Source organism: Ramlibacter sp. GS1-15 (assembly GCF_057785015.1).
In genome coordinates this window covers 1,865,099-1,886,820 of the sequence record NZ_JBYNTU010000001.1, presented here as the reverse complement: position 1 = coordinate 1,886,820, position 21,722 = coordinate 1,865,099, and the positions used below count along the sequence as shown (strand labels likewise).

Annotated in this window: 18 protein-coding genes; 2 read left to right on the top strand and 16 right to left on the bottom strand. The window is 66.8% G+C overall.

Annotated elements, in window-relative coordinates:
• Positions 1 to 11 precede the first annotated feature (11 nt).
• The 14 genes from AC3EF3_RS09490 to AC3EF3_RS09425 form a co-directional block, all read right to left on the bottom strand.
• Entirely contained in the window at positions 12 to 1,634 is a 1,623-nt protein-coding gene (locus AC3EF3_RS09490; RefSeq protein ID WP_488531905.1) for an isovaleryl-CoA dehydrogenase, read from the bottom strand.
• Positions 1,635 to 1,664: 30 nt separating this feature from the next.
• The gene (locus AC3EF3_RS09485; RefSeq protein ID WP_488531904.1) at positions 1,665 to 2,681 is read right to left on the bottom strand and encodes an NADP-dependent oxidoreductase; all 1,017 of its coding nucleotides are present in this window, start codon (positions 2,679 to 2,681) and stop codon (positions 1,665 to 1,667) included.
• Positions 2,682 to 2,689: 8 nt separating this feature from the next.
• Positions 2,690 to 3,118 (bottom strand): PaaI family thioesterase, encoded by a 429-nt coding sequence (locus AC3EF3_RS09480; protein WP_488531903.1) that lies wholly within the window; start codon positions 3,116 to 3,118, stop codon positions 2,690 to 2,692.
• Between the two features lie 4 nt (positions 3,119 to 3,122).
• Positions 3,123 to 3,917 (bottom strand): SDR family oxidoreductase, encoded by a 795-nt coding sequence (locus AC3EF3_RS09475; RefSeq protein ID WP_488531902.1) that lies wholly within the window; start codon positions 3,915 to 3,917, stop codon positions 3,123 to 3,125.
• Positions 3,914 to 4,159: a hypothetical protein gene (locus tag AC3EF3_RS09470; RefSeq protein WP_488531901.1), complete on the bottom strand. Its 246-nt coding sequence runs from the start codon at positions 4,157 to 4,159 to the stop codon at positions 3,914 to 3,916. The genes AC3EF3_RS09475 and AC3EF3_RS09470 overlap by 4 nt, the downstream gene beginning before the upstream one ends.
• A complete protein-coding gene (locus AC3EF3_RS09465; RefSeq protein ID WP_488531900.1) occupies positions 4,159 to 5,982 on the bottom strand; it encodes an acyl-CoA dehydrogenase in 1,824 nt (607 codons plus the stop codon). The genes AC3EF3_RS09470 and AC3EF3_RS09465 overlap by 1 nt, the downstream gene beginning before the upstream one ends.
• The gene (locus AC3EF3_RS09460) at positions 5,982 to 7,157 is read right to left on the bottom strand and encodes an acetyl-CoA C-acyltransferase (protein ID WP_488531899.1); all 1,176 of its coding nucleotides are present in this window, start codon (positions 7,155 to 7,157) and stop codon (positions 5,982 to 5,984) included. Before AC3EF3_RS09460 ends, AC3EF3_RS09465 begins: the two co-directional genes overlap by 1 nt.
• 14 nt (positions 7,158 to 7,171) lie before the next feature.
• Positions 7,172 to 9,271, bottom strand: coding sequence for a 3-hydroxyacyl-CoA dehydrogenase NAD-binding domain-containing protein (locus tag AC3EF3_RS09455; RefSeq protein ID WP_488531898.1), 2,100 nt, complete (start codon positions 9,269 to 9,271; stop codon positions 7,172 to 7,174).
• A 103-nt stretch (positions 9,272 to 9,374) separates the two neighbouring features.
• Positions 9,375 to 10,070, bottom strand: a complete 696-nt coding sequence (locus tag AC3EF3_RS09450) for an ABC transporter ATP-binding protein (RefSeq protein WP_488531897.1) — start codon at positions 10,068 to 10,070, stop codon at positions 9,375 to 9,377.
• Entirely contained in the window at positions 10,070 to 10,846 is a 777-nt protein-coding gene (locus AC3EF3_RS09445) for an ABC transporter ATP-binding protein (protein WP_488531896.1), read from the bottom strand. Before AC3EF3_RS09445 ends, AC3EF3_RS09450 begins: the two co-directional genes overlap by 1 nt.
• Positions 10,843 to 12,186, bottom strand: coding sequence for a branched-chain amino acid ABC transporter permease (locus AC3EF3_RS09440; protein ID WP_488531895.1), 1,344 nt, complete (start codon positions 12,184 to 12,186; stop codon positions 10,843 to 10,845). The genes AC3EF3_RS09445 and AC3EF3_RS09440 overlap by 4 nt, the downstream gene beginning before the upstream one ends.
• Before the next feature lie 4 nt (positions 12,187 to 12,190).
• Entirely contained in the window at positions 12,191 to 13,138 is a 948-nt protein-coding gene (locus AC3EF3_RS09435; protein WP_488531894.1) for a branched-chain amino acid ABC transporter permease, read from the bottom strand.
• A 91-nt stretch (positions 13,139 to 13,229) separates the two neighbouring features.
• Positions 13,230 to 14,495: a branched-chain amino acid ABC transporter substrate-binding protein gene (locus AC3EF3_RS09430; protein ID WP_488531893.1), complete on the bottom strand. Its 1,266-nt coding sequence runs from the start codon at positions 14,493 to 14,495 to the stop codon at positions 13,230 to 13,232.
• Positions 14,496 to 14,597: 102 nt separating this feature from the next.
• Positions 14,598 to 16,226, bottom strand: coding sequence for a 3-(methylthio)propionyl-CoA ligase (locus AC3EF3_RS09425; RefSeq protein WP_488531892.1), 1,629 nt, complete (start codon positions 16,224 to 16,226; stop codon positions 14,598 to 14,600).
• Positions 16,227 to 16,328: 102 nt separating this feature from the next.
• Here AC3EF3_RS09425 and AC3EF3_RS09420 point away from each other — a divergent pair, with 102 nt between their 5' ends.
• Positions 16,329 to 17,009, top strand: a complete 681-nt coding sequence (locus AC3EF3_RS09420; RefSeq protein ID WP_488531891.1) for a Crp/Fnr family transcriptional regulator — start codon at positions 16,329 to 16,331, stop codon at positions 17,007 to 17,009.
• A 69-nt stretch (positions 17,010 to 17,078) separates the two neighbouring features.
• The gene (locus tag AC3EF3_RS09415; protein WP_488531890.1) at positions 17,079 to 18,092 is read left to right on the top strand and encodes an AraC family transcriptional regulator; all 1,014 of its coding nucleotides are present in this window, start codon (positions 17,079 to 17,081) and stop codon (positions 18,090 to 18,092) included.
• On the opposite strand, the gene AC3EF3_RS09410 is transcribed toward AC3EF3_RS09415, so the two are convergent.
• Together AC3EF3_RS09410 and AC3EF3_RS09405 are read right to left on the bottom strand one after the other, a co-directional pair.
• Positions 18,067 to 19,218 carry a hybrid sensor histidine kinase/response regulator gene (locus AC3EF3_RS09410; RefSeq protein WP_488531889.1) on the bottom strand — a complete coding sequence of 384 codons (1,152 nt, stop codon included), beginning with the start codon at positions 19,216 to 19,218 and terminating at the stop codon, positions 18,067 to 18,069. The genes AC3EF3_RS09415 and AC3EF3_RS09410 overlap by 26 nt on opposite strands.
• On the bottom strand, positions 19,218 to 21,719 hold the full coding sequence (locus AC3EF3_RS09405) for a hybrid sensor histidine kinase/response regulator (RefSeq protein WP_488531888.1): 2,502 nt from the start codon (positions 21,717 to 21,719) through the stop codon (positions 19,218 to 19,220). The genes AC3EF3_RS09410 and AC3EF3_RS09405 overlap by 1 nt, the downstream gene beginning before the upstream one ends.
• Positions 21,720 to 21,722 lie beyond the last annotated feature (3 nt).

Here is a 21,722-nt window from a genome sequence, read left to right as displayed (position 1 = left end):
TTTGGCTGGCCTCAGCGGGGTCGGGCACGCTCGATGATCGCATCGAAATCGGTCTTGCCGGCGAGCGTACCGAAAGCGTGGCCCCAATTGCCGGCCAGCCGTGAATCGCAGAAAGCCGCGAACACGGGTGAGGGCGCAGACTGGTACAGCAGCGCTGATTCGAGGACGAGCGCGACATCCTGCGCCAGCCGCCGTGCTTCCATCTCCGTGGCCATCTCCTCCACGCGTGTCGGCAGCGCAGCCGTCATGCGGTCGAGCGCCGGGTGCGCGCCTTTCGCCGGCGCGAGCTCCTGGGCCAGCGCGGCGGCGGCATCGCTCTTGCGCAGCGCTCGCAGCAGGTCCAGCGCCATGATGTTGCCGGCGCCTTCCCAGATCGAGTTCAGCGGCATCTCGCGGTAGATGCGCGCCATCACGCCTTCGCCGCCCTCTTCCACATAGCCGTTGCCGCCCAGGCACTCCATCGCTTCCTGCGCGAAATGGCTGCCACGCTTGCAGATCCAGAACTTGGCCACGGGGGTGAGCAGGCGCGCCATGGCCGCTTCGTGCGGATCGTCCCGATGATCGAAGGCGCGGGCGAGCCGGATCGCGAGCGCGGTGGACGCTTCGGATTCCAGCGCCAGGTCGGCCAGCACGTTGCGCATCAGGGGCTGGTCGACCAGCTTCTTGCCGAAGGCGGCGCGCTGCGCCGTGTGGTCGAGCGCGATAGCCAGCGCCTGCCGCATCAGCCCGCTGGTGCCCAGGGCGCAATCCAGCCGCGTCATGGTGCCCATCTCGAGGATCTGCGGCACGCCGCGGCCCTCATCGCCGACCAGCCAGGCCGTCGCTTCGTCGAACTCGACTTCGGAGCTCGCATTGGCCTTGTTGCCCAATTTGTCCTTGAGGCGCTGGATGCGGATGGCGTTGACGGATCCGTCGGGCAGCACGCGCGGCAGGAAGAAGCACGAGAGACCCGCCGGCGCCTGTGCGAGCACCAGGAAGGCGTCGCACATCGGCGCCGACATGAACCACTTGTGCCCGGTGATGCGGAAGCGCTGTCCCCAATCGTCGCTGCCATCGGGCTCGGCCCGGGTCGTGTTCGCGCGCACGTCGGAGCCGCCCTGCTTCTCCGTCATACCCATGCCCATGGTGACACCGGCCTTGTCGCGCCACGGCTTCAATGCCGGGTCGTAGCTGCGGCTCGCGAGCTTGGGCGCCCAGTCCTTGAAGATCGCGGGGTTTCCACGCAGCGCGGGCGTGACGGCGTAGGTCATCGAGATCGGGCACAGCACCGACGGCTCGAGTTCGGTGAACAGCATGAAACCCGCTGCTCGCAGCACGTGCGAATCGCCGGCATCGTGCAAGCCCGCCCCGATCGCTGCCGACATCAGCGCGTGGTAGCCCGGATGGAACTCGACCGAGTCGAGGCGCCGGCCGTAGCGGTCGTGCGAATGCAGTTGTGGCGTGGAGACGTTCGCCAGGCGCGCATGCGTTTGCATCTCGCGCGTGCCGAGGAGTCGGCCGAGTTGCCCAAGCGGCGTCGTATCGAGCTCAGGCGCGTTGAACTTCAGCGCATCCTGCAGCGCGCGGTTGCTCTCGAACAAGTTGTAGTCCACCAGCGGCTGCGGCTGGTTGAAGACCTCGTGCGTCGCGTGCATGGCAAAACTCCTTGCGCCGCGGCCTGGCGCCTAGACCAGTTTGACGAGCTGCTTGCCGAAGTTGCGGCCCTTGAGCAAGCCGAGGAACGCCTCCGGCGCCGATTCGATGCCCTGCGCGATCGATTCGCGTGGGCGGAACTTGCCGCTGCCCACCAGCTGGCCCAGCTCCGTCAACGCCTGCGGCCAGACGTCCATGTGTTCGCTGACGATGAAGCCTTCGAGCCGCATGCGGTTCGTCAGCAGCATCTGCGGGTACGACATGGGCACGGGCTTGCCGTCGTAGCCGGCGATCAGGCCGCACAGCGCGATGCGGCTGAACGCATTCATGCGCAGCATCACGGCATCCATGGTGATGCCGCCGACGTTCTCGAAATACCCGTCGATCCCGTCGGGCGCGGCTTCCTTGATCGCCGCCGACATGGCACCAGCGTCCTTGTACTGCTTGTAATCGATGCAGGCGTCGAAGCCGATGTCATGGGTCGCGTACTTGCACTTGTCCGCGCCGCCCGCGATGCCGATCACCCGGCAGCCGCGTGACTTGGCGAGCGCGCCGAACGCACTGCCCACCGCGCCCGCCGCTGCGCTCACCGCGAGCGTCTGGCCGGCTTTGGGCTCGATGATCTTCACCAGGCCGTACCACGCCGTCACGCCCGGCATCCCCACGGCGCCGAGGTAGTGCGAGAGCGGCACGTGCGTCGTGTCGACCTTGCGCAGCGCGCCGGGCTGCTCGGCGCTGGCCACGCTCCATTCCTGCCAGCCGCCCATGCCCACGACCTTGTCGCCGGGCTGGTACTTGGGCGAGCGGCTCTCGACCACTTCGCCCACGGTGCCGCCCTGCATCACCTGCCCGAGCGGCTGCGGCGCCGCGTAGCTCTTCGCGTCGTTCATGCGGCCGCGCATGTACGGGTCGAGGCTGAGGTAGTGGTTGCGCACGAGCACCTGGCCGTCCTGCAGCGCGGGGGTTTCCGTGGTCACGAGCTTGAAATTCGATGCGCTGGCTTCGCCCTGCGGGCGGTTGTCCAGGAGGATCTGCTTGTTCTGCGGCATGGCGAACCTCAGTCGGTGGAGACGGTGTTGAGGGCGTTGGTGCTCTTCGCGCCGGTGGGCAGGCGCTTGACGTACTTGAAGGTGCCGGTGGCATGCGCGCACGGCTTGCCTTCGGCGTCGTAGAGGGTGGCCTCGGTGAAAGCCATGGTCGCCGTCCGGTGCATCAGCCGTCCCTTGCCCGACAGCTTGCCGCGCGAGGCCTGCATGAAGGTGGTCTTCATCTCGATCGTCACCACGCCCATGTCGCTGTCCACGCTGCGCGCCGCGGCGGCCATGGTCACGTCCAGCAGCGTCATGCAGACGCCGCCGTGCACGACGCTGAAGGAGTTCAGGTGCTCGGGTTTCGGATCGAGGTCGATCTGCGAATTGCCGTCCTCGAACTTCTTCAGCTCGAAGCCGAGGTGTTCGACGAAGGGGATCCTGACGCCGAAATTCATGTATCTAGCCTCCCGTGATGACGCTCACGCCGCCGTCCACGGCGAGCCATTGTCCTGTGATGTGCTTGCCGGCATCGGACGCGTACAGCAGCGCGATGCCCTTCAGGTCCTCGTCGTCGCCCAGGCGCCTGAGCGGCGCGTGTTCGGCCAGCTTGTCCTCGCCCAGTCGCTCCAGGGTGCCCTTGGTCATCTTGCTCGGGAAGAACCCGGGGCAGATCGCGTTGACGTTGATGTTGTACCTGCCCCATTCGCCCGCGAGGGCCTGCGTGAACGTGATCACGGCGCCTTTCGACGTGTTGTAGGCCAGCGTCTGCATCTCGGGCGGGTTGCCGCCCAGGCCCGCGATGGACGCGACGTTGATGATGCGTCCCTTCCTGCGCGGGATCATCGAGCGCTTGGCCAGGTGCTGCGACAGGATGAAATAGCCGCGCACGTTGAGGTTCATCACCTTGTCCCAGGCCTCCACGGGATGGTCTTCGGCCGGCGCACCCCAGGCCGCGCCCGCGTTGTTCACGAGGATGTCCACGTCGCCCATGCGCTCGAGCGTCTCGTCGGCCAGGCGCCGGATGTCTTCCTCCTTCGCGCAGTCCGCCGCGATCCAGCGTGCATCGATGCCCGCCGACTGCAGTTCGGCCACCGCTTCCTCGAGCTCGCCTTCCTTGCGGGCCGACAGCATGACCTTCGCGCCCGCTTCGCCGAGCGCATGCGCGATCTGCAGGCCGAGGCCGCGCGAGCCGCCGGTGACGAGCGCCGTACGGCCCTTCAGGTCGAACAGTTGCTGGATGGTGCGAACGGTCATGGCTCTTCTCGGGAAGCGTTCGGCGATTGTGCGCCGGATGGTGGAGTTTCGGTGAGGCGCGAGCGAACGATGATCAGCACGATGCCCGCGGCCACAGCGATGCCGCCGAGGACGCCCAGCGACCAGCCGGCGATGACGTGCACTTCGCCCGAGACGATGCCCAGCACGACGGCCAGCAGGCCCGCATAGATCGCGATCCAGGCGAGGCGCTCGACCCAGGCCAGGGTCCTCGCGGAGGCCATCAGAACGCCTCCTCCGGGACCTGGGCGCATGTCGGGTCGCGCGAAGCGACGACCTTGAGCCACGCGTCGATCTTCGGCAGCTCGTAGTGGAAGAAGTAGCGCGTCGCGGCCAGGCGGCCGATGCGCGCCACTTCAGAGGTGTTCGCGGGAATGGCCAGCGCCACATCGAGCCAGGTCCACGCGATGACCGTGTGGCCGAACGCCTGCATGTACGGCACGGCATTCGCGAGCGCGTCGGCCGGATCGCCGGTCGCCCATGCGGCCTTCGTCGCGGCGCCGACCTGCTGCAAGGCCTTGCCCAGCGCATTGCCGTACTCGGCGAGATCCGGACGCTGCATCGCCCGTTCGATGGTGGCGTTGATGCGCTGGGCCACGAGCTGCAGCCCGCGCCCGCCTTCCATCGTCACCTTGCGGCCCAGCAGGTCCGTGGCCTGGATGCCGTGCGTGCCCTCGTGGATCATGTTGAGGCGCTGGTCGCGCCAGTACTGCTCCACCGGAAAATCGCGCGTGTAGCCGTAGCCACCGTGGATCTGGATGGCCAGCGAGTTCGCTTCGAGGCAGAACTCCGACGGCCAGCTCTTGGCGATCGGCGTCAACACCTCGAGCAGCAGCCGCGCCTCGTCCGCCCCTTCCGGCGTGCCGGTGTGCTGTTCGTCGACGAGGCGCGCGCAGTACAGCATCAGCGCGAGCGCGCCTTCGCCATACGACTTCTGCGCGAGCAGCATGCGCTTGACGTCGGCGTGCTCGATGATGCGCACCTGCGGCTGCGCGGCATCCTTGCCTGCCGGTCCCACGGGCCGGCCCTGAGGCCGGTTCTTCGCGTAGTCGAGCGAGGCGTAATAGCCCGCGAGGCCCAGCGCCGTCGCCGCCATACCGATGGCGATCCGCGCCTCGTTCATCATGTGGAACATGCAGCGCAGGCCTTCGCCCGGACGTCCCACCAGGTAACCGATCGCACCGGCCTGGCCGCGCACCGGGAACTTGCCCTCGCCGAAATTGAGTAGCGTGTTGGTCGTGCCGCGCCAGCCGAGCTTGTGGTTCAGGCCCGCGAGTGCGATGTCGTTGCGCTCGCCGGTGAGCTGCCCTTCGGTGTCGACCAGCTTCTTCGGCACGATGAAGAGCGAAATGCCCCTCGTGCCAGGCACCAATTTGCCGTCCGGCCCGGGTATCTTCGCCAGCACCAGATGGACGATGTTCTCGGTGAGCTCGTGTTCGCCCGCCGAGATCCACATCTTGTTGCCCTTGAGCCGGTAGCGCGGACCCAGCGGATCGCCCTCGAAATCATCGCCGTCGGGCACGGCACGGGTGGCGATGTCGGACAGCGAGGAGCCGGCCTGCGGCTCGGACAGGCACATGGTGCCCGCCCAGCGGCCGCTGAACTCGTTGAGCGCGAAGACCCGCTTCTGCAGCTCGGTGCCGTGCGCCAGCAGCAGGTTCGCATTGCCGCTGGTGAGCATGCCCCCGGAGATGCTGGCGGAAGCCACCGTGAACAGCGCATTGGCCGGCGCCTCGATCGTGTACGGCAGCTGCATGCCGCCGATCTCGTAGTCCTGCGCCGCGCCCAGCATGCCCGAGCCGACGTACGCCTCCCACGCCTCGTGCGAGGCGCGCGGCAGGATCACCTTGTCGCCGTCGAAGCGCGGCTCGTCGGTATCCACCAGCCGATTGAACGGTGCGAACTTCGCGCGCGCGATGCGCTCGCAGGTGTCGAGCACCGCGTCGAAGGTCTCGCGCGAATGGTCCGCAAACCGCGCGCGCGAGTTCAGCTCGTCGGCATGCAGCCAGTCGTAGAGGAGGAAGTCGAGCGTGGAGCGAAGGCTCATCAGAGGACTTCGAAGACCCCCGCCGCACCCATGCCGCCCCCGATGCACATCGTGACGACCACCTTCTTCGCGCCACGGCGCTTGCCCTCGATCAGCGCATGGCCCGTGAGGCGCTGGCCCGACACACCGTAGGGGTGGCCCACGGCGATCGCGCCGCCGTTGACGTTCAGGCGATCGCCCGGAATGCCCAGGCGATCGCGGCAGTAGATCACCTGCACGGCGAAGGCTTCGTTCAGCTCCCACAGGTCGATGTCGCTGACCTTCAGGCCGAGCTTGTTCAGCACCTTCGGCACGGCGAAGACGGGGCCGATGCCCATCTCGTCGGGCTCGCAGCCCGCGACGGCAAAGCCGAGGAAGCGGCCCAGGGGCTTCAGGCCCTTGCGGCTCGCGTACTCCTCGCTGACGACCACGCAGGCACCCGCACCGTCGGAAAACTGGCTGGCATTGCCGGCCGAGATCACGCCGCCGGGCAGCGCCGGCTTGATGCCGCTGATGCCTTCCTTGGTCGTGCCCTCGCGCAGGCCCTCGTCCTTGGTCGCCGTCACTTCCTTGGTGATCAGGCCCATCACCGCGTCGGCCACGCCGGCCTTGACGGTGATCGGGACGATCTCGTCGTTGAACTTGCCTTCGGCCTGCGCCTTGCACGCCTTCTGCTGGCTCGCGGCGCCGTATTCGTCCATCGCGTCGCGGCTGATGTTGTAGCGCTTGGCCACCTGCTCCGCCGTCTGCAGCATCGACCAGTAGATCTCGGGCTTCTTCGCGACCAGCGACGGATCCTGCAGCATGTGGTGGTTCATCTCCTGCTGCACGCACGAGATGCTCTCCACGCCGCCGGCCACGTACACGTCGCCCTCACCCGCGATCACGCGCTGCGAGGCCATCGCGATGGTCTGCAGGCCCGAGGAGCAGAAGCGGTTCACCGTGGCGCCCGAGACGGTGATCGGCAGGTCGGCCATCAGCGCGATCTGGCGCGCGATGTTGGCGCCCGTCGCGCCCTCGGGGTTCGCGCAGCCCATGAGCACGTCCTCGATCTCGGCCGGATCCACGCCGGCACGCTGCACGGCGTGCTTGACGACGTGGCCGCCCAGCGTCGCGCCGTGCGTCATGTTGAAGGCGCCCTTCCAGCTCTTGGCGAGCGGCGTGCGGGCGGTGGAAACGATCACAGCTTTGGTCATGTCGGGCTCCGTGTTCAGTTAAAGGTCTTGCCTTCGGCCGCGAGGCGCGCCAGCAGCGGCGCGGGCTCCCAGAACTGCGCGTCGTCGCGCGGGTTCTTCTGGAAGCGCTTCATCGCCTGCGCGACGTTGAAGAGGCCCACCTGGTCGGCGTAGAGCATCGGGCCGCCCCGGAAGATCGGGAAGCCGTAGCCGGTGATGTAGACGATGTCGATGTCGCTCGCCTTCGACGCGATGCCATCCTCGAGGATGTGCGCGCCTTCGTTGACCAGCGCGAACACCAGGCGCTGCACGATCTCCTCGTCGCTGATCTTGCGCGGTGCTATGCCGAGTTCCTTGCGGTGCGCGGCGATCATGTCCTCGACCAGCTTCGACGGAATCGCGTCGCGCTTGCCTTCCTGGTAGTCGTACCAGCCCGCGCCGGTCTTCTGGCCGAAGCGGCCCAGCTCGCAGAGCTTGTCGGCGGTCTTGCTGTACTTCATGTCCGGCCGTTCGGCGGCGCGGCGCTTGCGGATCGCCCAGCCGATGTCGTTGCCCGCCAGGTCGCCCATGCGGAACGGCCCCATGGCGAAGCCGAACTTCTCGATCGCCTTGTCCACCTGCTGCGGCGTCGCGCCTTCATCCAGCAGGAAGCCGGCCTGGCGGCTGTACTGCTCGATCATGCGGTTGCCGATGAAGCCGTCGCACACGCCGGACACCACAGCGGTCTTCTTGATCTTCTTGGCGATCGCCATCACGGTCGCCAGCACGTCCTTGGCGGTCTTCTCGCCGCGCACGACTTCCAGCAGCTTCATCACGTTGGCCGGGCTGAAGAAGTGCATGCCGACCACGTCCTGCGGGCGCTTGGTGAACGCGGCGATCTTGTTCACGTCCAGCGTCGAGGTGTTCGATGCGAGGATCGCGCCGGGCTTGGCAACGGAGTCCAGCGTCTCGAACACCTTCTGCTTGACGCCCATTTCCTCGAACACGGCCTCGATGATGAGGTCCGCGCTGGCCAGGTCCTTGTAGTCGAGCGTGGTCTTCAGCAAGGCCATGCGCTGCTCGTACTTGTCCTGCTTGAGCTTGCCCTTCTTGACCTGGCCTTCGTAGTTCTTGCGGATCGTCGCGATGCCGCGGTCCAGCGCCTCCTGCTTCGTCTCGAGGATGGTCACCGGGATGCCGGCGTTCAGGAAGTTCATCGTGATGCCGCCACCCATGGTGCCCGCGCCGATCACGCCCACCGTCTTGATCTCGCGCTTGGGCGTGTCTTCCGGCACGTCGGGGATCTTGCTGGCGGCGCGCTCGGCCATGAACAGGTGGCGCAGCGCCCGCGACTCGGGCGTGAACATCAGGTTGGTGAAGATCTCGCGCTCGGCCGCCATGCCTTGGTCGAACTTCATCTTCGTGGCGTTCTCGACGGCATCCACGCACTTGGCGGGTGCGGGCAGGTTCTTCGCCATGCCCTTGACCATGTTCCGAGCGAACTGGAAATACGCGTCGCCCATCGGGTGCTTGCACGGCAGGTTGCGCACCAGCGGGAACGGGCCCGGCCCCGCGACGGAGCGCGCGAACGCGAGCGCTTCTTCGGCCAGCGTCTCGGCCGACTGCGCCATCTTGTCGAACAGCTTCTGGCCGGGCAGCTTGGCCAGCATCTCGCTGGGCACCGGCTCGCCACTGACGATCATGTTGAGCGCCGGCTCGACACCGAGCACCCGGGGCAGGCGCTGCGTGCCGCCCGCGCCGGGAATCAGGCCCAGTTTCACTTCGGGCAGCGCCACATTGCAGCCGGGCGCGGCGATGCGGTAGTGGGCACCGAGCGCGAGCTCGAGGCCACCACCCATGCAGACCGAGTGCACGGCCGCCACCACCGGCTTGGCCGAGTTCTCGACGGCGAGGATCACCGACAGCAGGTTGGGCTCCATCGTCGCCTTGGGCGAGCCGAACTCCTTGATGTCCGCGCCGCCGGAGAACGCCTTGCCGGCGCCGGTGATGACGATCGCCTTCACCGCGGGGTCGGCGTTGGCCTTGTCGAGCCCTTGCGTGATGCCGATGCGTGTCGCGTGCCCCAGCCCGTTCACGGGCGGGTTGTTCATCGTGATGACGGCGACGTCGCCCTGGACTTTGTATTCAGCGGTCATACCGGGTTCCTTGGTGGAAGAGAAGAAAAGTACGGTCGTTCGATTTTGATTTTAGAGGGGAGATATTGCGCCTCGAAGCGCACCTTGTCACGACAGGGACAAGTCAGACTTCCAGCCACTCCTTGCGGATGTAGGCGTCGGCGCGCAGCGAATCGGGCGTGCCCTCGAACACGATGCTGCCGTGGCCCATGACCAGCGCGCGGTCCGAAATGTGCATGGCGATCGTGAGCTTCTGCTCGATGAGCAGCACCGAGATGCCGCGCTCCTTGAGCTTCATCAGGTACTCGCCCACCAGCTCGACGATCTTCGGCGCGAGGCCTTCGGTCGGCTCGTCGATGATGATGAGCTCCGGATCGCCCATCAAGGTGCGGCACAGCGTGAGCATCTGCTGCTCGCCGCCGGAGAGCACGCCGGCCTCCGTGTGCTGGCGCTCCTTCAGGCGCGGGAACATCTCGTACATGTCGTCGAAGGACCAGCGACCCTTCTGCCGGGCGCTCTTCTGGCCGAGCATCAGGTTCTGGTGCACCGTGAGCTTCGGGAAGATGTCGCGGTTCTCGGGCACATACCCCAGGCCCAGGTGGGCGATCTCGTACGGCTTGCGTCCCAGCGTGTGCTGGCCCTTCCAGTCGATGATGCCGGTGCATTCGACCATGCCCATGATCGCCTTGGCCGTCGTCGAGCGGCCCGAACCGTTGCGACCGAGCAGCGCGACGATCTCACCCTGCCCCACATGGAAGTGCACGCCATGCAGCACGTGGCTCTTGCCGTAGAAGGCGTGGAGGTTTTCGATCTTCAGCATCAGTGCGCTCCCGCCTGGGCTTCGGCGACCGAGGAGCCCAGGTAGGCCTCTTGCACCTTCTGGTTCGCGCGCACCTTCTCGGGCGTGTCGAAGGCGATGATCTCGCCGTACACGACCACCGCGATCTTGTCGGCCAGCCCGAACACCACGCCCATGTCGTGCTCCACCGTCAACAGCGTCTTGCCGACCGTGACTTCCTTGATCAATTCGATGAAGCGCCGGGTTTCGCTCTTGCTCATGCCCGCCGTCGGTTCGTCCAGCAGGATCACGTTGGCGCCGCCGGCGATGGTGACGCCGACCTCCAGCGCGCGCTGCTCGGCATACGTGAGGTTCACGGCCATCACGTCGCGCTTGCGATCGAGATGGATCATCTCCAGCAGCTGCTCCGCGCGCTCGTTGGCGTCATCCAGGTCCGCGAGGAACTTCAGGAACGTGTACTTGTAGCCCAGGCTCCAGAGCACGCCGCAGCGCAGGTTCTCGAACACCGTCAGCCGCGGGAAGATGTTGGTGATCTGGAAGCTGCGCGACAGGCCCAGCCGGTTGATCTCGAACGGCTTCTTGCCGTCGATGCGGTGGCCGTTCAGCAGCACCTCGCCGCTCGTGGGCGCGAAACGCCCGGAAATCAGGTTGAACAGCGTGGATTTGCCGGCGCCGTTCGGCCCGATCACCGCGACGCGTTCACCCTGCTTCACCGCGAGGTTGCAGCCGCGGATGATTTCCGTGCGGCCGAAGCTCTTGCGCAGGTCCTTGAGTTCGAGTGCGTATTGGGAGCTCACAGGCTTTCCCTCCGCTTCATCTCTTTCTCGATGAACTCCTGGATCTCGCCCCACTGCCGCTTGAAATGGCGGCGCACGACCTCGAACAGCCCGAGGCCGGTGAGCATCACGAAGGCGCAGCCGAACCAGCTGCCCGCGCTGTGCGCGTCGAGCCTGGTGCCGAGGTACGTGAGCTCGGGCCCGAGCGCCGCGTTCAGCTTCAAGTGGTACACCATCTCGATCATCCCCGCCGCGCCGAGCAGCACGATGAGCGCCGTTACGCCGAGCGCGAGGTAGCTCACCGCGAGCTCCTTCAGGCGCCCGAACGAGGCGACGCGCAGGTTCATCATGATCAGGCTGGCGATGCCGCCGGGCGCGTACATCACCATGAAAAGGAACACGAGGCCCAGGTACAGCAGCCACGCCTTCGTCAACTCGGACAGCAGCACGAAGGCCAGCACCATCAGGATGCCGCCGATGATCGGGCCGAAGAAGAAGGTCGCGCCGCCGAGGAACGTGAACAGCAGGTACGCGCCGGACCGGTAGCCGCTCACGACTTCCGACGTGACGATCTCGAAGTTCAGCGCCGCCAGCCCGCCCGAGATGCCGGCGAAGAAGGCCGCGATGATGAACGCGATGTAGCGCACCTTGCGCGTGTCGTAGCCCACGAACTCCACCCGCTCGGGGTTGTCGCGCACCGCGTTGAGCATGCGTCCGAGCGGCGTGCGCGTGAACGCGAACATGAGGCCGGTGCAGACGAAGGTGTAGACCGCGATCAGGTAATAGAGCTGGATCTGCGGCCCGAACGTGATGCCGAAGGGCTTGGGCCCGACGACGCGGTTGCTCGAGATGCCGCCCTCGCCGCCGAAGAACTCGGGGAACATCAGCGACATCGCGAACACCAGCTCGCCGATGCCCAGCGTGATCATGGCGAACGGCGTCGCCGCCTTCTTGGTCGTCACGTAGCCGAACAGCACCGCGAAGAATGCACCGGCGACACCGCCGATCAGCGGGATCAGGCTGACGGGGATCGGCCACTGGCCCTTGCCCACGAGGTTCAGGATGTGGATCGCGATGAACGCGCCCATGCCCGAATAGACGGCGTGGCCGAAGGAGAGCATGCCGCCCTGCCCGAGCAGCATGTTGTACGAGAGGCAGACGATGATGGCGATGCCCATCTGCGACAGCATGGTGTGCGACAGGCTGCTGGTGAAGACCATGGGCGCGATCGCGAGGATCAGCGCGAAGCCGCCCCACACCAGCCAGCGCCCGATGTTGATCGGCTTGAATTCGTAGTACGGCGTGTGGGCCGCGTGCCGGGCGCGCATGGCGGGCTTCACGGGTTGGGGAACGGCACTCATCGGGTCAGCCCTCCCGCGTGCCGAGCAGGCCCTTGGGCCGGAACACGAGCATCAGCACGAGGAACACGAAAGGCAGGATGGGTGCGACCTGGCTGATCTTCAGCTTCCACAGTGCATAGCCGAAGGTGTCGGGCGTGACGTTCAGGCCGATGCTGGAGAGCGCGCCCATGATCGATGCGTCGACACCCACCGCGAAGGTCTGCACCACGCCGATCAGGAGCGACGCGACGAATGCGCCCGCCAGCGAACCCATCCCGCCGACCACCACCACCACGAAGATCACCGGCCCCACGGCGCCGGCCATGCCGGGCTCGGTGACGAAGGCGTTGCCGCCGATTACTCCCGCCAGGCCGGCGAGCGCCGCGCCGCCGCCGAACACCAGCATGAACACGCGCGGCACGTTGTGGCCGAGCGCCTCCACCGTCTCCGGATGCGTGAGCGCCGCCTGGATCACGAGCCCGATGCGCGTGCGCGTGAGCAGCAGCCAGATCGCGACCAGCATCAGCAGCGCGACGAACATCATGAAGCCGCGGTAGATCGGGAACTGCGTGCCGTACAGCGTGAAGAGCGGCCCGGAGAGTTCGGCCGGCACGCGGTAGTCGACCGAGCTCGTGCCCCAGATCAATTGCACCATCTCCAGGATGATGAACGACAGGCCGAAGGTGATCAGCAGTTCGGCGACGTGGCCGAACTTGTGCACGCGGCGCAGGCAGTAGCGCTCGAACAGCGCGCCCAGCACGCCCACGAGCAGCGGCGCGATCACCAGCGCTGTCCAGTAGCCGGCCAGCTGCGACACCGTGTACGCGAAGAACGCGCCGAGCATGTAGAAGCTCGCATGCGCGAAATTGAGGACGCCCATCATGCTGAAGATCAGCGTGAGGCCGGAACTCAGCATGAACAGCAGCAGCCCGTAGCTGATGCCGTTCAAAAGCGAGATGGTGAAGAACTCCATGCGGTCAAACGTTATCGGTGGAATCCATTAGACGACTGCGAATGGGCAAAGAAAAGCCGGGCGGCTCTCGCGGCCCGGCTCTTCTTGAGGATCAGCTCGATGCGCCGGGCCGCTTCATCTGGCAGCTGGTCGGCGTGCTCGACACATACGGGTCGAGCTGCTTGATCGGCGCGAAGGTGTACGCGGTGTGTTCCACCTTGTACTCGCCCGGCTTCGCCTTCTGCCACTTCGTGATGAACATCGACTGCTGCAGCTGGTGGTCGGACGCGCGCATCGTCGCGTCGCCGGCGAAGCTCTTGACCGACAGGCCTTCCATGGCCTTCGCGACCTTCACGGGGTCGGTGGTCTTCGCCTTGGCCATCGCGGCGCCCAGCAGCTTGATGCCGTTGTAGGTCGCAAAGGTGTAGTAATCGTCATTGAACTTCTTGTTGAAGTCCGCGGCGATCTGGCCCAGCTCGCCCGTGTGCAGGGAATGGCCGTACGCGACGACATACACCTCGCTGTCGCCGCCCGCGGCCAGCGCCGTCGGCGTGCCGGTGACGCCCGCATAGTAGGTGTACATCGGGATCTTCAGGCCCGCGTCGTTCAGCGCCTTCACCAGCAGCGTGAGGTCCTGGCCCCAGTTGCCGGTGACGATGGTGTCGGCACCCGAAGCCTTGATCTTGGCGACATAGGGCGCGAAGTCCTTCACCTGGCCGATCGGGTGCAGTTCGTCGCCGACGATCTGGATGTCCGGGCGCTTGCGCTGGATGTCTTCCTTGAAGTACTTGGCGACCTGCTGCCCGTGCGAGTAGTTCTGGCCGATGATGTAGACCTTCTTGATCTTCGGCTGGTCCTTCATGAAGGAGGTCAGCGCCTCCATCTTCATCGTCGTGTCGGCATCGAGCCGGAAGTGCCAGAAGTTGCACTTCTCGTTCGTGAGCGCCGGGTCCACCGCCGCGTAATTGAGGTACACGATCTCCTTGCCCGGGTTGCGCTCGTTGTACTTGTCCACGGCGTCGGAAATGGCCAGGGCGGCGCCCGAACCGTTGCCCTGCGTGACGTAGCGGAAGCCCTGGTCGATCGCGGCCTTCAGCGTGTTCAGGCTTTCCTGCGGCGAACCCTTGTTGTCGAAGCCCACCACCTCGAACTTCACGCCGGCCGGGTTGTTCTTGCCCGAGAAGCGGTCGGCGACGAACTGCCAACTCTTGAGCTGGTTCTGCCCCACGTTGGCGAACGGGCCGGAGAGCGGGTCCATGAACGCGATCTTCACCGTCTGGCCGGCCGTTTCTTTCGGCGGCGCGGCCTGCTGCGCGTGGGCGCTGACGGCGCAGGAGAGGAGGACGGCAAACGTGACTTGGCTGATCGCTGTTTTCATGATGTCTCCATGTGAATCCGACAGGCGCAGGGTACTTGTTTTGTGCAGTGCAGCGGTCAGGGAATGCCCGTAAGAACGGGCGTCCCTATCACGCAGGCGACATCAGGTGCCCGGCAGCTTGTAGTCCTTCAGCATCTCGCGCAGTTTCGTCTTGAGCATCTTTCCCGTCGCGCCGAGCGGGATCGCATCGACGAACACCACGTCATCGGGGATCTGCCACTTCGCCGTCTTGCCTTCGTAGAAGCGCAGGAGCTCTTCCTTGCTCACTTCCGCGCCGGGCTTCTTCACCACCACGACGATCGGGCGCTCGTCCCACTTCGGGTGCTTCACGCCGATGCAGGCGGCCATCGCGACGGCCGGATGGGCCACGGCGATGTTCTCGACGTCGATCGAGCTGATCCATTCGCCGCCGGACTTGATGACGTCCTTGCTGCGGTCGGTGATCTGCATGTAGCCGTCGGCGTCGATGGTGGCGACGTCGCCCGTGGGGAACCAGCCCTTGACGAGCGGATCGCCCCCTTCGCCCTTGAAGTACTCGCGGATGACCCACGGGCCCTTGACGTACAGGTCGCCCGAAGTCCGGCCGTCCCACGGCAGCTCCTCGCCGTCGCCGTTCACGATCTTCATGTCGATCGCGTAGATCGCGCGGCCCTGCTTGAGCCGGATGTTCATCTGCTCATCCGGCGACATCGTCAGGTGCTTGTTCTTCAGCGTGCACAGCGTGCCGAGCGGGCTCATCTCCGTCATGCCCCAGGCGTGCAGCACCTCGACGCCGTAGTCCTCGCGGAACGCGTCGATCATGGCCGGCGGGCAGGCCGAGCCGCCGATCACCGTGCGCTTCAAGGTGGAGAACCGCAGGCCGTTCTGCTTCATGTGCGTGAGCAGCATCTGCCACACGGTCGGCACGCCCGCCGAATACGTGACGCGCTCCGATTCCATCAGCTCGTAAACCGACTTGCCGTCGAGCTGCGCTCCCGGGAACACCAGCTTGGCGCCGGCGAGCGCCGCGGAATACGGGATGCCCCAGGCATTGACGTGGAACATGGGCACGACCGGCAGGATGGCGTCGCGCGCCGAGATGCACATCACGTCGGGCAAAGCGGCGGCGTAGGCGTGCAGGATCGTGGAGCGGTGGCTGTACAGCGCCGCCTTCGGGTTGCCGGTGGTGCCGCTGGTGTAGCACATGCTCGAGGCCGAGTTCTCGTCGAACGAGGGCCACTCGTACGTGGTGGGCTGGCCGCCGATCCAGTCCTCGTACGCGACCAGGTTCGCGATGCCCGTCTCCTTCGGCAGCCGGGCGCCGTCGCACAGCGCGACGAACTTCCTGATGGTCGAGGTCTTCGCGTGGATCGCCTGGACGATCGGCAGGAACGTGAGGTCGAAGCACAGCACCTGGTCCTCCGCGTGATTCGCGATCCACGCGATCTGCTCCGGGTGCAACCTCGGGTTGATCGTGTGCAGGACGCGTCCGGAGCCGCTCACGCCGAAGTACAGCTCCAGGTGGCGGTAGCCGTTCCAGGCCAGCGTGGCGACGCGGTCGGAAAAGAGCAGGTTCGACGCATCCAGCGCGTTCGCCACCTGCCTGGCGCGCAGCGCGACGTCGCGCCAGGTGTAGCGGTGGATGTCGCCCTCGATGCGGCGCGACACGATCTCGGCGTCGCCGTGGTGGCGGCTCGCGAAATCGATCAGCGAGGAAATCAGGAGCGGTTGTTGTTGCATCAGGCCCAGCATGGCTTTGTCTCCGGTTTCGTATCTGGCGAATCGTAATGCTGCGAGTCTGCGCGAAGCGCGCCCCTGGGGGCAAGACTTGTCGGTCAGCGGACAATGGCGGCCATGAACATCGCAGACGTCTCGCGGCCCGCCGTGCGCTTCATGCTTGCCCAGCCGTGGATGGCCGGGCTGCCCGAAGACATGCGGCGGCGCGTGGTCGAAAGCGCCTACACCCTGGCGGGCGGCAAAGGCGATTCGATCCTGCGCGCCGGCGAACCGGTCAAGGGCTGGTACGCCGTGCTGCATGGCCTCGTGAAGCTCCAGACCCAATCGGCCGAGGGGCGCCGGCAGGCCTTCCTCGGGATCCCTGCGGGCGAGTGGTTCGGCGAGGGTTCGGTCCTGAAGGACGAGCCGCGGCGCTACGACGTGATCGCCCTGCGCGAGAGCGAACTGCTTTGCCTGCCGCGCGCGGAGTTCGGGCAGTTGCGCGCGAGCAGCATCGGCTTCTGCAATGCGCTGATCGAGCACTTGAACCTTCGCCTGGGCCAGGCGATGGCCATCATCGAGACCGCGCGGCTGCGTTCGCCCCACCAGCGCATCGCCATGTACCTCGGCCCGCAGCTGTGGCGCGGCTCGCGCCGAATGAGCCTGTCGCAGGAAGAACTGGGCATCCTCGCCGGGCTTTCGCGCCAGACCGTCAACGCCGTCTTGAAGGACTTCGAGCGCCGCAAACTGGTGTCGGTGGAATTCGGCCGCGTGGACATCGTCGACGAGGCCGGCCTGCAGGCCGTGCTGGCAGACTAGCCGCGTACGGCGCGGGGTCGCTCCCGAAGCACGCTTGCGCCGAGCCCACGAAAGGAATTGAATCTCTTCATGGCCGATGTCCCCAGCCATTCGTCCGCCTTCATCCGGAGCGTGGTGTCGCTGTTTGCCTCGCAGGCCGTGGATGCCGGGGACCTGCTGCGCGAAGCCGGCATCGATGCCGATCGCCTGACGCACGTGCACGAACGTTTCGCGCTGCCCGAGGTGAACCGCCTGTGGGCCCTGGCCGTGGCCCGCACGGGCCAGCCCACGCTGGGCCTGGACCGCGCGCTGGTCCGCCGCCACATCCACTTCAACATCGCGGAGCAGGCGATGTGGTCCAGCCCCGACCTCGCCTCGGGCCTGACGGTGCTCTCGCAATACCTGCGCCTGATTGCCGATGCATCCACTTTCTCGCTGGTGTCCGAGCGCGGCGACCGCTGGCTGGTGCTCGAATACGGCGCGGACGGCACCGGTCCGCGCCAGAGCGTGGAGTTCGCGATGTTCGCGACGCTGTTGCTGTGCCAGCGCGTCACTCGGCATGAATTGCGGCCGCTGGTGGTGGAGTTCGTCTTCCCCGAGCCAGCCGACCTGCACCCGTACCGGATGGCTTTCCATTGCCCGCTTCGCTTCGGGCAGGCGGCCAACCGCATGCGCCTGTCGCGCGAGGACCTCGCCCTGCCGGTGATGGCCGAAGGTGAGTCGCTCTTCGCGATCCAGGACCAGGTGATCGAGGCGCGGCTGGCGCGCTCGGCCCGCGGGGTCACGGGCTACCGGGCAGCCGAGGAGATCATCCGCCACCTGCACCTGGGCGAGCCCCGGCGCGAGGACCTTGCCCGCCGCCTGGGCCTCACGGACCAGGCCTTCGACAAGCGCCTGCGCTCGGAGAGCAACCTGACGTTCGAGCAGTTGCTCGACGGCGTGCGGCGTGAACTCGCGGAGCGGTACCTCAGGCAGCCGGGCTACACGCCGGCCCAGGTCACCAGCCTGCTCGGATGGGAAGCGCCCGCGCAGCTGACCGCGGCGTGCAAGCGCTGGTTCGGCCTGAACGCGGCCGACTTCAAGCAGGCCGGAAATAGAGCGTGACGCGGGCGCCCTCGCCCGGCGCCGAATCGATCGCGATCGCACCGCCGATCGACTGCATCACGCGGTGGCAGAACATCAGCCCCATGCCGCTGCCCCCGGACGGGCCCTTGGTCGTGACGGGCTCGCGCGTGAGCCTGGCCAGCACCTCGGGCGCAATGCCCGGTCCGTTGTCGGTGAAGCGCACCCACGGCCGCTTCGTCGCCTCCTGCTCGCGGCCGACTTCGACCAGCAGGCGCGATTCGGGCCGGCCGCGCATCGCCTGCATCGCGTTCTTCGCGAGCGTGCACAGCACGAGGTAGAGCAGGTCGCGCCGCCCAGGCAAGCTGAAATCCTCGTGGACCTGGCTCGCGACCTGCGAGCGCTCGTGGTCCTCGAAGGGGAATTCGTCGAGCAGCGCGGACACGAGCGACGCCGCGCTGACCGATTGAGGCATCGAGCCCGGATAGGCGTCGCGCGCCGACTGCACGAAGGTGGAGACGAGCGACTGGCAGTAGAGGGCGCGGCGCTCGGCACGCTCCAGCGCGGCGAGCAGCTCGCCGGTGCTGTCCTCGCTGAAACGCGCGGCGCCGGCCGGCTCGCCCGGCGCCGGCGGCTGGTAGCGGGACGCGACGAGGCTCACGCAGCCGCGCACGGTGGCCAGCGGCGTGTTCAGCTCGTGCGCGAGGAAGCCGAGCGTCTCGCGCAGTGCTGCGACGCGGTTCTCGTTCACCGCCCGCTCGATCGCCTGGGCGCGGTGCAAGGACGTCGCTTCGCGCAGCGCCTCGCGCACCACTTGTTCGTCCAGCGGCTTTTCGAGGATGCGCAGCACCCTGCCCTGGTTCACCGCAGCGATCGCGACGTCCTTCTCGGCATAGGCCGTCGCGAGCAGCCGCACGATGTGGCGATGGTCGCGCTGCACGGCGCGCAGCAGTTTCATGCCGTCGCGCTCGGGCATGCGGTAATCGGTGACCAGCACCGCGAACTCCTGGCCCCGCCCGGCCAGCAGCTCGAGCGCCTCGGCGGCGCTGGCGGCTGTGACCACCTTGAATTCCTCGCCGAAAACGCGCGCGAACCATTTGCGCGACGGCACCTCGTCGTCCACGAACAGCACGGCCTCGGCGGCCGGGGAAGGCAGGAACATCGGCATCAGGGGTTGTCTTGCGCGATGCTCGCCGATGCGGCGTAGGCTTTCAAGGCCTTGTCGGTGTCGGCCGCGAGCGCCGCGATCTGCCCGGTCCAGCCGCCCTGCGGTGGCCAGGAGCGGCTTTCGACCATGGGCACGTAGATGCGCCGCACGGCCTGGTACAGCGCCTGCGCCCCCGCCTCGCCGCTCATGCCGAGCAGCGAATGCAAGGCGTCCAGACATCCCTGGATGTCCTGCTGCGCGGCGTGCCGCTGGAGCTTGCCCACCAGCCCGGCGATCTCGGGCAGGTAGTCGTCCAGCAGTTCATCCAGCATGCCGATCCGCCGATAGCTTTCGAGCCGGTCGGTATTGAGCAGCAGGTCGGCCGGACCGGCGGCGACCGGGCTGAAGGTGGGCTTGAGCGGGCCGCCCGGGGCCTTCGCGCCCAGCACCAGGTCGTGCAGACGCTGGTACAGCACCGTGGCCTCGACCGGCTTGGTGATGAAATCCATCATCCCCGCCGCCTGCGCGGCCCTCACGGTGGTCTCGTCGGAATGCGCCGTGAGCGCCACGATGGGCACGGCACCATTGGGCGGGCCGAGCGCACGGATGGCGCGGGTCGTCTCGAGACCGTCCATGCCCGGCATGGCGATGTCCATCAGGACGGCATCCCAGCGTCCGCCATCGTTCAGGTGCTCGAGGACCGACCGGCCGTTGTCGGCTTCGACGACCACCGCGCCCGCATGCCGCAGGTAGGCCGCCACGGCCCGGCGATTCTGCGGGCTGTCGTCGGCCAGGAGCACGCGCCGACCGGCCAGCAAGGCCGGGCGGGCTCGCTCGCCCGCGCGACGCAGGGCCTCGACGATCGCGTGCATCAGCTGGGCCTGCGTGCACGGCTTCGACACGAAGGCATCCATGCCGGCCTTGCGCGTCTTCACGGCCGCCACGTGTGCCGGCTCGCTCGTGTAGGCGACCACCGCGACGTCGCGGTTCAGGCCGATCTCCTTCGCGCGCAACTGTTCGGCTACGGCATAGCCATCGATCACGGGCATGTGCAGGTCCAGCAACACGACGTCGTAACGCTGGCGCGCGAGCGCATCCAGCGCGCGCCGGCCATCGGCGGCCTGGTCGGTTTCGATCCCCATGGCCTGCAGCTTGTGACGTGTGGTCAACCGCAAGGCCGCATCGTCGTCGACGATGAGGACACGCTTGCCGGCCAAGGCGGCCCGGGCGCCCACCAGGGTTTCCTCGCGCAATCGGCGGCTGTCTTCGGGTGTCGCGGCCGGGAAGCGGAGCGTGAATCGCGTGTACTGCCCGACGACGGACTGGCATTCGATGTCGCCACCGAAAGCCCGCATGACGCGGCGGCAGTACGACAGCCCCAGCCCCGTGCCGCCCGATTTGCCCGTCGAAACGAAGGGCTGGAACAGGCGCCGCAGCACGTCCGGCGCAATCCCCGGGCCGTTGTCGCCCACGATCACTTCGCCATTCGCGACCGTGATCGTGACCGACGACTGCGGATAGGCCGGCAGGTAGTACAGCGCGTTCTTCAGCAGGTTGAAGACCACGAACAGGTAGGCCGTCTCGTCGCCGAGGAAGGCGAAATCCTCCACCACGTCCAGGTGCACCCTGTGGGCCTCCTCCGTGGACTGGAACGCGTATTCCTGCAGCGCCTTGCGTGTCGCGTCCGCGGCGGACAGCATGGAAAAACCGGTCGTGTCCATCGGCTTCGCGCCGACTTCGTCCAGCGTCATCGCGATCACCTGCAACCCGCGTTTGACGGCGAGCTCGCTTTCGGCGAGCTCGCGATAAAGGGCCTCTGTTTGCGCCGGTCCCACCACTTGCGCACTGCCCAGGGTCGTCGGCGCAGGCAGGGCGCCGTGCATCTTCTCCAGCGCGTGCTTGATCCGGGCGAGCGGATTGCGCATCTCGTGGGCAATCGAGCCGGCCAGGGCATTGGCCAGCCGCTGCTTTTCACGGTCGATCTGCTTGTCGGACAGCTTGGACACGGTCCCGACGATGACGATCACCAGGTAGGCGGGGGTCTGCAGCAGCAGGTCGCGCGGCCAGGACGAGCCTGGGTGCAGCGAGAAATGCAGCAGCGACGCTGCGCCTATGCCGATCACGAGCATCGCGATCAGGTTGCGCCAGTCCGCGAGCAGCAGGACGAACGTGAGGGCGAGGAAGCAGTTCGATATCGAGGCCATGCCGCCATGCCGCTCCAGGGACATGAAGACGTTGAAGAACGGCAGGCTGAAGATGAGGACCCCGTACGAGTACGGCAGGTAGTATTTGCGAACGGGCTCGGGCCAGCGCTTGCGCAGCGCCAGCATGACCATCATGGCGATGATGGCCAGGCGCATGCCGAGGTCGTCGAACACGTCGGGATTGGGCTTCGTGAACCGGATCACGTAGAACGCGGCGTAGATCACCGCGCCGATCGCGCCGAAATACTGGAGCAGCGGGCGCTCGTGGTCGTGGTACGCCGCGTAGGACCGGAACAGGTTCTTGATGGCCGTTCGCATTCG